This window comes from Pseudorhodoplanes sp., assembly GCF_046289595.1.
GTDB lineage: Bacteria > Pseudomonadota > Alphaproteobacteria > Rhizobiales > Xanthobacteraceae > Pseudorhodoplanes.
In genome coordinates this window covers 1-9,571 of record NZ_JBKBVB010000151.1, presented here as the reverse complement: position 1 = coordinate 9,571, position 9,571 = coordinate 1, and the positions used below count along the sequence as shown (strand labels likewise).

The 9,571-nt window shown below is 64.2% G+C and carries 10 protein-coding genes and 1 tRNA gene; 3 read left to right on the top strand and 8 right to left on the bottom strand.

Annotated elements, in window-relative coordinates; translation table 11 throughout:
- Positions 1-14: 14 nt before the first annotated feature.
- Positions 15-1,427, bottom strand: coding sequence for a magnesium transporter (gene mgtE / locus ACK41X_RS21215; protein WP_409727535.1), 1,413 nt, complete (start codon positions 1,425-1,427; stop codon positions 15-17).
- A 324-nt stretch (positions 1,428-1,751) separates the two neighbouring features.
- Between mgtE and ACK41X_RS21210 the strand changes: the two genes are divergently transcribed.
- Positions 1,752-2,723, top strand: coding sequence for a hypothetical protein (locus ACK41X_RS21210; RefSeq protein ID WP_409727529.1), 972 nt, complete (start codon positions 1,752-1,754; stop codon positions 2,721-2,723).
- A 62-nt stretch (positions 2,724-2,785) separates the two neighbouring features.
- Here the strand turns inward: ACK41X_RS21210 and ACK41X_RS21205 are convergent.
- Positions 2,786-2,870 (bottom strand) — tRNA-Leu (locus ACK41X_RS21205).
- Positions 2,871-2,994: 124 nt separating this feature from the next.
- Entirely contained in the window at positions 2,995-3,237 is a 243-nt protein-coding gene (locus tag ACK41X_RS21200) for a FliM/FliN family flagellar motor switch protein (RefSeq protein WP_409727527.1), read from the bottom strand.
- A gap of 65 nt (positions 3,238-3,302) precedes the next feature.
- Between ACK41X_RS21200 and lipB the strand changes: the two genes are divergently transcribed.
- The gene (gene lipB / locus ACK41X_RS21195; RefSeq protein ID WP_409727524.1) at positions 3,303-4,052 is read left to right on the top strand and encodes a lipoyl(octanoyl) transferase LipB; all 750 of its coding nucleotides are present in this window, start codon (positions 3,303-3,305) and stop codon (positions 4,050-4,052) included.
- On the opposite strand, the gene ACK41X_RS21190 is transcribed toward lipB, so the two are convergent.
- From ACK41X_RS21190 to ACK41X_RS21170, 5 genes are read right to left on the bottom strand one after another with little or no spacing between them, the layout of a single operon-like run.
- Entirely contained in the window at positions 3,996-4,298 is a 303-nt protein-coding gene (locus tag ACK41X_RS21190; protein ID WP_409727521.1) for an acylphosphatase, read from the bottom strand. The genes lipB and ACK41X_RS21190 overlap by 57 nt on opposite strands.
- 13 nt (positions 4,299-4,311) lie before the next feature.
- Complete coding sequence (locus ACK41X_RS21185; RefSeq protein WP_409727532.1) at positions 4,312-4,731, bottom strand: gamma-glutamylcyclotransferase family protein; 420 nt, start codon at positions 4,729-4,731, stop codon at positions 4,312-4,314.
- Positions 4,731-5,264, bottom strand: coding sequence for a hypothetical protein (locus ACK41X_RS21180; protein ID WP_409727518.1), 534 nt, complete (start codon positions 5,262-5,264; stop codon positions 4,731-4,733). The genes ACK41X_RS21185 and ACK41X_RS21180 overlap by 1 nt, the downstream gene beginning before the upstream one ends.
- 26 nt (positions 5,265-5,290) lie before the next feature.
- Entirely contained in the window at positions 5,291-7,297 is a 2,007-nt protein-coding gene (locus tag ACK41X_RS21175; RefSeq protein WP_409727515.1) for an acetyl-CoA carboxylase biotin carboxylase subunit, read from the bottom strand.
- A gap of 60 nt (positions 7,298-7,357) precedes the next feature.
- Entirely contained in the window at positions 7,358-8,653 is a 1,296-nt protein-coding gene (locus tag ACK41X_RS21170; RefSeq protein ID WP_409727512.1) for an MgtC/SapB family protein, read from the bottom strand.
- 198 nt (positions 8,654-8,851) lie between these two features.
- On the opposite strand from ACK41X_RS21170, the gene ACK41X_RS21165 reads away from it, so the two are divergent.
- Positions 8,852-9,511, top strand: a complete 660-nt coding sequence (locus ACK41X_RS21165) for a peroxiredoxin (RefSeq protein WP_409727509.1) — start codon at positions 8,852-8,854, stop codon at positions 9,509-9,511.
- Positions 9,512-9,571 lie beyond the last annotated feature (60 nt).

Below are 9,571 nucleotides of genomic sequence, written 5' to 3'. Positions count from 1 at the left end.
TCCGGCCGGCCGGATCAGACCAGCCGGAACATGATCGTGGCGAAGCTGAGGAAGATGAAAAACCCGAAAACGTCGGTCGTCGTGGTGACGAATACGCCGGAGGCGACCGCGGGATCGATCTTGAGCCGGTTCAAGAGTAGCGGGACCAGGATACCGAGCGTGGTGGCGAACATCACCGTCAGCACCATGGCGGCGCTGAGCACGAGCCCGAGCTTGACGTTGCCGAAGATCAGCGCGGCGATGGTGCCGGCAAGGACTGCCAGCGCGCAGCCATTGACCAGCCCGACCAGACATTCGCGCACGATCACGCGCCCCCGGTTCGACGCCGTCAGTTCCTGGGTGGCGAGCGCACGCACTGCAACCGTCAGCGCCTGGGTGCCGGCATTGCCGCCGAGCGCGGCATTAACCGGCATCAGGAACGCCACCGCCACCACCTGCTCGATCGTGGCCTCAAAGAATGAAATCACGGTCGCAGCGATAAACGCCGTGCCCATGTTGATGACGAGCCACGGCAGACGCGAACGCGACGTGACAAGCACGGTGTCCGACAATTCTTCATCGCCGGTCACGCCGCCGAGTGCGCGGATATCCTCTTCCGCCTCCTGTTCGATCACGTCGACGATGTCGTCGAAGGTGAGAACGCCGACCAGCCGGTCGTCTTCGTCGACCACCGGCGCCGCGACCAGGTTGTAGCGCTCGAACTGGCGCGCCACTTCTTCCTGGTCCTCGGTGGCGCGGACCCTGCGGCGGTCCTCGTCCATCAGATCGACGATCGGCACCGGCCGCTTGGTGCGCAACAGCCGGTCGAGCGCGACCGCGCCCAGAAACTTTCCGGCCGGGTCGACGACGTAGAGCTCGTAGAAACGGTCCGGCAGATCGACGGTCTCGCGCATATAGTCGATCGCCTGGCCGACATTCCATTCCGGCGGCACAGCGATGAATTCGGTCTGCATCCGCCGGCCGGCGGATTCCTCCGGATAAAGCAGGCTCCGTTCGAGCGCGACGCGCTCGGTCGGCGGCAGCTGATTGAGGATTTCGACCTGCTCCTGGCGGTCGAGATCCTCAAGAATGTAGACGGCATCGTCGGAATCGAGTTCGCGAACGCCCTCGGCGACGGTCTCCGGCCCCAGTTCCTCGAGAATTTCCTCACGGACGGTGTCGTCGACTTCAGTCAGAGCGGAGAAGTCGAAATCCTTGCCCATCAATTCGATGAGCTGCGGGCGCAGATCGGGCTCGAGCGCCTCGATCAGGTCGCCGGTATCGGCCTCGTGCAGTTCGCCGACCAGATCGCGCAGGATCGCAGAGTCATGGTGACGAATCGCATCCGAGACGCGATTAAGGAAGTCTTCACGGATGGCGCCGGTCTCGTCGCGGAACTCATCCGCGGGCGAGCGGACGTCGGCGCGCTCCGTTTCCTTCGCCTGCATGTCGTGTTCGGCCATGCCGTCCCCACCGCGCGCCGGTCCCCGCGACGCAATCCGCCGCTTGTAGGCGCGGTCATCGCCAGAAACAACAATGAGATGTCACCGATACAACAAATCATCCGCTTCCCGGCGTCCCGGCGTCCCGGCGACCCGGCGTCCAACGCGCGTGACCGGCAGCGATGCGACCACAAAGTCTTATCAGGCCGTTACACGCCGTGCGGCAGTTTGCATGAAACCACCGCCAATCCGTTCACCCTTCGGCTTAGCCGAAAAGCAAGCGAATTCTGCGACTGTGTCGCTCAGACAGCAATTCGCGAGCATCAGAACATGCCGGACAGCGAACAGGTACAAGCCATTCTTGCGCGGGGCGTGATCACCGCGGACGACATTCTTGCCCTGCGGCACCGCGTATTCTGGAAAGGCATCGTCACCGGAGCGGATGCGGAACTCGCGTTTCTCTTGAACGACAAACTGCATCACAATGCCGACCCCGCCTGGCCCGCCTTTTTCGTCGAGGCGCTGACCGATTATGTTGTCACCCAGGCCGAGCCCTCGGGTTACGTTTCCGAGGACAATGCGGCATATCTGATCCAGCGGATCGGCCGCTCCGGTTGCGTCGACACCGCCTGCGAGCTGGAATTGCTGATCAAGGTGCTGGAACGATCCCGGCAAAGCCCGGTGTCTCTGGTGCGGTTTGCGCTCGATCAGGTGAAGATCGGGGTCGTGACCGGCGCGGGCGCCGTGGGTGCGCGGCGAAAATGCAACATCGGCGCTGTCGAGGACCATGAGACCGAAATGGTCCGGCGCATCCTCTACGCCTTTGGCGGTGACGGAAATATTGCGGTCACGCAAGCCGAGGCCGAGGTTCTGTTCGACATCAACGACGCCACCGACCACGAACACAATCACCCGTCCTGGTCCGACCTTTACGTGAAGGCGCTGGCGAATTTCCTGATGGCGGCGTCCGGCTATCGGGTGCCGACGCGCCAGGAGGCGCTGCGCCGCGAGGCCTGGCTCGACGAGCCGCCGGCCGGCGTTCCGGCTTTCATGGGGCGCATGCTGGAAGGTGGCCTGAAGGGAATTTTGAACGCCTATCGGGAACCGGATGCGGTCCCCGACGCCGTCGATCGCTGGACCACGCCACGTGCGACCGACGCCGAGATTGCCTGGGCCGCAGGCCGGATTGGCCGCCACGGCCGGCTACACCAAAACGAGATGGCGCTGATCAATTTTCTGAAGAGCCTTGACGCGCACCGCCATCCGCGGCTGGTTCCGGTACTTGACCGCGTCGCGGCGTGAGCTGCCTGCGGCAAGCGCCAAAGCCCGCTCAGCCCGACCTTCAGACAGCGATCGATGCAATTTGGTGCGGCCGAGAGGACTCGAACCTCCACGGTGTTACCCGCTGCCACCTCAAGGCAGTGCGTCTACCAGTTCCGCCACGGCCGCGTTTGGGGTCTTGCGCCGGATCGCCCGGCGTGAGGTCGGCAGCATGTAACAAATGCAATCCGCAGCGACAAGAGCCGTATCCAGCCGGTATGGCCCGTTTTTGCGGCCATCCGGCCGGCGAAAATCAGCGCATGTCAGGCGATTTCGGCAGGAGCCGCTTGACCTCGACCGCGATCCGGCTGCCGTTGACCAACACGGTACCTTCGGCGACCGGCAGGTTGTTGGCGAGAATCTTCACGTCGTCGTCCTCCCCGGCATCGAGCTCGATGATGGCGCCGCGGCCAAGGCGCAGAACCTGATGCACCGGCATGACACTGGTGCCGAGAACGACGGAAATATCGAGCGAGACCTTGTCGAGTGTGGGCACGTGGCTATGTCCTTCCGACGCCGGAGAAACCTTCTGCCGGCAGGTCACCATGCTATGGTGAATCGATGGTTAACGCGCGCAACACTCTTCGTCCGGGCCTGACCGCCCGGCCCGGCAGCCCGCCTCCCGAATGGCGGGTCGAAGCGGGTCTTGTGGCCTATGAAGCAGCGCTTTCGGCGATGGAAGCGCGGGCGGCGGGCATTGCCGCAGGCGAGGCCGATGAGCTTGTCTGGCTGCTTGAGCATCCCCCGCTCTACACCGCCGGAACCAGCGCCGGCGCTGCCGACCTTCTGGAGGCGCGATTCCCGGTCCACCGCACCGGCCGCGGCGGCCAGATGACCTATCACGGTCCCGGCCAGCGGGTGGTGTATCTGATGCTCGACCTGAAGCGGCGGCGGCAGGATGTGCGCGCCTATGTGGCGACGCTGGAGGAATGGATCATCCGCGCGCTCGCGCGTTTCAATGTCGTGGGCGAACGCCGCGACGACCGGGTCGGGGTCTGGGTGCGGCGGCCTGACAAGGGGTCAGGCTGCGAGGACAAGATCGCGGCGATCGGAATCCGGCTGACGCGCTGGGTGTCGCTGCACGGCATCGCCATCAATGTCGAGCCGGACCTTTCCCATTTCGGCGGCATTGTGCCGTGCGGCGTGCATCAACCGAAATTTGGCGTGACCAGCCTGGTCGACCTCGGACTGCCGGTGACGATGGACGATCTCGATCTCGCATTGAAGGCGGAGTTCGAGCGCCTGTTCGGGGTTCTAAACCGTCCCGAGCACGCTGAAGCCTTCATCCGCACGGCGCAGAGCGAGATCTGACAGCGCAGCGTCCTGCTGTTCGATCGAGGTCACCGCTGCGCTTGGCGGCCCGTTGCGGCAGGCTTCGATCATGCCGGCGACCGCCCCCGGCGACCCGGCAAACAGCGCCTCGACGCTGCCGTCCGCGCGGTTGCGTACCCACCCTTCGATGCCGTGCTTGCGCGCGGTGCGTTTGGTCCAGTCGCGGAAACCGACGCCCTGGACACGGCCATGGACGACCACGCGGCGGAAGACAATGTCGCTCATCGCCCTTATTCACTCATTGCGGCGCGAGGCGCTCGAGTTTCGCAACATAATCCTCCGGAAGGCCGCAGTCGCGCGCGGCATTGACGACAAGCGCCATATAGTCCGCACGCGGCCTGCCTTCCTGCCTCTCGCAGCCGAGATAGACCAGCGCCTGCATTGTCCGCCCGTCCTGCAAAACCGGCATTGTGTTGCGCACATACAATCCGCCCGCCACATCTTCATAGACATCGAGTGCGGCGAGATCGCAAGGCCCGATCCGCCACAGCAGGCCGTACACGTTGCATGCCGGCGCGGGAGCGACCGAGGCATAGCCATTCGCCATGATGAAGAAACGATGGCCGCGCAGTACGCCGATCCCTGCCTCCCGTGCGGTCGGACAGCGCCTGCGCATCGGCCCGCAGCTCATGTTCGAGCCATAGGCGAAATACAGCATCACTCGGGCGGCTCGCTCGCATGCAATTCGGCCGGCTGCAACGCCGCCCAGGCCGAATACCAGATCATCAGGAGGAGCGGTGCAACCGTCAGCGCCGAGAGCGCCGCGAGCGTGACATCCTGCGCCGCGGCCGGCGGCCCGGCCACAATATTGACCAGGAACACGAAGGGATAGATCAGCGTCCCGATCGACGCCGGCACCCAGGGCGCGGCGATGCCGGCGTCGATATCGGTATATTGCAGCAATAGCATCATTGTCAGCAGAACGACGGCGATCGCGGCAATCAGGGCCACCGCGGTGACGCCGAGCACGCTGCGTTCGGCGCTGCGCATGCGCCTCGCGGTCAGCGCGAACCAGAACCAGAGCAGAGCGAGCTGGGTGACGGCAAACGGCCAGAGGCCGAAGGTGTCGGAGATCGCCGGCGCACTCAGCATGTTGGAGAGAACGGCGCCGATCACAAGCCCGATCAGCGCCCGCGCGTAAGGGCCCTGATCGATATCTCCGGACGGATGAAGCGATTCGAAAATGCTCATGCGCCTATCGTCGCATGCGGCAGGCCTCAGGCAAACTCCATGATCACGGCATCGACGGCGAGGCTGTCGCCCTTCTTGGCGTTGATCTTCTTCACCGTACCATCGCGCTCGGCGCGCAGCACATTTTCCATCTTCATGGCTTCGACCACGGCCAGCGTTTCGCCCGCCTTGACCTCCTGTCCTTCGGCGACCGCGATGGACACCACGAGGCCGGGCATCGGACACAGCAGCGCCTTGCCGCTGTCGGCCGCCTTCTTCAGCGGCATCAGCCGCGCATAGGCGGCCTCGCTCTCGGTGTAGACGTAAGCGCGCGCCTGCGCGCCGCGATAGAACAGATCGAAAGCATTCGGCACCGGGTTGACCTGCACCGCGACGGATTTGCCGTCGACAGTGCCGGACCAGACCGGGTCGCCCGGCTTCCAGTCCGACTGGAGGCGATGAACGTGGGCATCGCCATTGCGGAACGCGACCTCGATCACACCATTCCCGCGCATCACGTCGAGCTTGTATTCGGTCTCGTTCAGCCAGACCGCGCGCTGGCGCTCGCGCGTGACCAGCCGATGGCGCATCTGACCGGAAATCTGGCGCTTTCGTTCACCCAGTACATGGTCGATCGCGGTCGCGACCGCAGCCATCACATGCGCGGTTTCGCCCTCGGGCGGCACCCCATGAAAGCCGTCCGGGAACTCCTCGGCGATGAATCCGGTCGAGAGTTGGCCCGATCGCCAGCGCGGATGCGCCATTAAGGCGGAGAGGAACGGGATGTTGTGGCGGATGCCGCCGACATAGAACGCGTCAAGCGCGGCCGCCTGCGCATCGATCGCCGCTTCGCGAGTCGGCGCATGGGTGATGAGCTTGGCGATCATCGGGTCGTAATAGAGCGAGATTTCGCCGCCCTCATAAACGCCGGTGTCGTTACGGATCGTGATGCCGTGCTCCTGGGATTCCGCCGGAGGACGGTAGCGCACCAGCCGTCCTGTCGAGGGCAGGAAGCCGCGATACGGATCTTCCGCATAAACTCGGCTCTCCACCGCCCAACCGGTGAGCTTCACGTCGCTCTGCCTGATGGCGAGCTTCTCGCCCGCAGCCACGCGGATCATCTGCTCGACGAGGTCGATGCCGGTGACGAGTTCGGTCACCGGATGCTCGACCTGCAGCCGGGTGTTCATTTCGAGGAAATAGAAGGAGCGATCCTGCCCGGCAACGAATTCGACGGTACCGGCGCTGTCGTAGCCGACCGCTTTTGCCAGCGCGACCGCCTGCTCGCCCATTTTCCTGCGCGTCGCCTCGTCAAGAAGCGGTGACGGCGCTTCCTCGATCACCTTCTGATTGCGGCGTTGGATCGAGCATTCGCGCTCGCCGAGATGGATGACGTTGCCGTGCTTGTCGCCCAGCACCTGGATTTCGATATGGCGCGGATCGACGATGAATTTCTCGACGAACACCCGGTCGTCGCCGAACGAGGATTTCGCCTCCGATCGCGCGCGCGCGAACCCCTCGGCAACCTCGGCGCGCGAATAGGCGATCCGCATGCCCTTGCCGCCGCCGCCGGCCGAAGCCTTGATCATCACCGGATAGCCGATTTCGTCAGCGATCTTGGCAGCTTCCTCCGGATCGGCAATCTCGCCGAGATAGCCGGGCACGGTCGAGACCTTCGCCGCGGCCGCCGCCTTTTTCGACTCGATCTTGTCGCCCATCGCGGCGATGGCTTTGGCGTTCGGCCCGATGAAGACGATGCCGTTGGCTTCCAGCGCCTTGGGGAAAGCTTCGCGCTCCGACAGGAAGCCGTAGCCAGGATGGACGGCCTGCGCTCCCGTTGCCCTGCAGGCGGCAACGATTTTGTCGATCTGCAGATAGCTTTGGGCCGCCGGCGGAGGCCCGATGTGAACCGCCTCATCCGCCATCTCAACATGGAGAGCGTCGCGGTCGGCGTCGGAATAGACCGCCACCGTTTCGATGCCCATGCGGCGGGCGGTCTTGATGATCCGGCAGGCGATTTCGCCGCGATTGGCGATCAGGATACGCTTGAACATGCAGCAGGAGCCCCCTTTCGCCCATCTTTTCGGCGCTGCAACAAAAATGTCAATTCGGATTCAGGGCGGGATGATCAGCCCGGCCAGCCAATAGGCCAAGGCCCCCGCTGCAAAGCACAGCGCCGTCATGGCTGCGATCTGGACGGCAAACGCGCCCCGGCCGGCTACCGCCCCGATCGCGGTCTTGCTGACATTGTTGGAGACCACGGCCGCCAGAATGGCCAGCGCTGCTGCGTTGAATGACAACGGCTCCGGTGTCAGGCGCGACATCGAGACCGTCACGGCGTCTACGTCGGCAAGCCCGAGTGCCAGCGCGCCCGCAATGGCGCCCATCTCGCCGAGATTTTCGCCGAGGAGCCGTCCGGCAAGGACGATAGCCGCAAGCAGCAGGGCGAAGCCGATCACGGCCCAGAATTCGAACGGGTTTTTGAACTCGACCGGCTGCTCGTCGTCGCCTTCGGAGCTTCGCCGCGACACCGCGATGAAGGACCACGTCACCGCGGCCAGGATGGCCGCTCCGAGGGGCGGCGCGAGAAATCGCAGGAGTCCGGGCGTGAGAAAACCGGCAATGGCGATCACCCGCGCAAATGACACCGCGGTTGCAAGCGCGACGCCCGCCGCCAACAGATGCGGCGCTCCTTCGCCGGCCGCCGCGCGTTTCGCGCTGGATGCCGTGACCGCGGTTGAGGATACAAGGCCGCCCGCCGCGGCCGCCAGCATGATGCCGTGCCGCGTGCCAAGCAACTTCACGGCGAGGTATCCCGCAAACGACACACCGGCGAGGATGATCGCGATCAGCCAGATTTCGCGCGGATTGACGCCGCCAAAGGGGCCGATTGACTGGTCGGGAATGACCGGCAGCGCGATGAAGGTCATGGCGAGCAGAATGAGCGCGCTGCGGATCTCGCGCTCCTCGAGCGTGGTCAGCCAGGCGTGCAATGGCGTGCGCAAGGCAAGCACACCGACCGTTGCGACCGCAGCAGCTGCTGCCGCCCGGACATCGCCGATCATGGCATAGGCCGACAACGCAAAGGTCAGCATGCCGGCGATTGCCGTGGTCGCGGAAAAGCTGCCGTCGGCGCGATTCTCGTCGCGGCACATCATCGTGAACGTTATGGCGAAGGCGGCAAAGCCGAGCCCGATGATCACGCCGCCGGTCACGGTCAGCGGCTTGCCCGCGGTTTCGGCAAGGACGCCCGCAGTCCCGCCGAGCAGGCCGATAATGGTGAATGTGCGCACCCCGGCGGTGCGGCTGCCGGGCTTCTCTTCCCGCGTGCGCCAGCCGCGCTCGATCCCGATCAGAAGACCGATGCCGAGCGCCACGGCGAAGTGGGAAAGCAGATCGATGATGTCCATGGCCGCACCTGGTCGGTCGCAGGGAGAACGATATTGCCCGAAAACATCCCCCCGCTGAAAAACGATTTCCTGCCGGCCCGAACATTCGGAACATGCCGGCCTCACTTTTGTTTTGCAAACCCCCTATATCCAGGGGCCGAAATCGGGCGCCGAAAGCGGGCGCATCCGATCCTGCGTCCCGGAATGATGGAGATCACCATGGCTCTCGCGATCAACGATACCGCCCCGGATTTTGAAGCTGAAACCACGCAGGGCAAAATCCGCTTTCACGACTGGCTCGGCGATTCCTGGGGCGTGCTGTTCTCGCATCCGAAGGACTTCACCCCGGTCTGCACCACCGAACTCGGCTATATGGCGCGCATCAAGCCGGAATTCGACAAGCGCGGCGTCAAGATCATCGGCCTGTCGGTGGACCCGGTCGACCGCCATGCCGACTGGGCCAAGGACATCGGCGAGACCCAGGGTTTCGAGCCGAATTATCCGATGATCGCCGATACCGATTTCAATGTGTCGAAGCTGTACGGCATGCTGCCCGCCGCCGTTTCCGGCGATCCGGCCAGGCGCACGGCAGCCGACAACCAGACGGTCCGCAACGTCTTCATCATTGGACCGGACAAGAAGATCAAGCTGATCCTGGTCTATCCGATGACGGTCGGACGCAATTTCGACGAAGTGCTGCGCGTCATCGACTCGCTGCAGCTCGGCGCCAAACATAAGGTCGCTACCCCCGCTCAGTGGAAGCCGGGCGACGACGTCATCATCGCCGGCTCCGTCACCGACGAGGACGCCAAAAAGCTGTTTCCGCAGGGTTGGAAAGCGCCGAAGCCCTATATCCGGATCGTGCCACAGCCGAAGTAGCGCGCTCTTCGCTTCGCGTCCTGCCTGTGCAATCATAAGACGTGGCACAGGCACCCGATC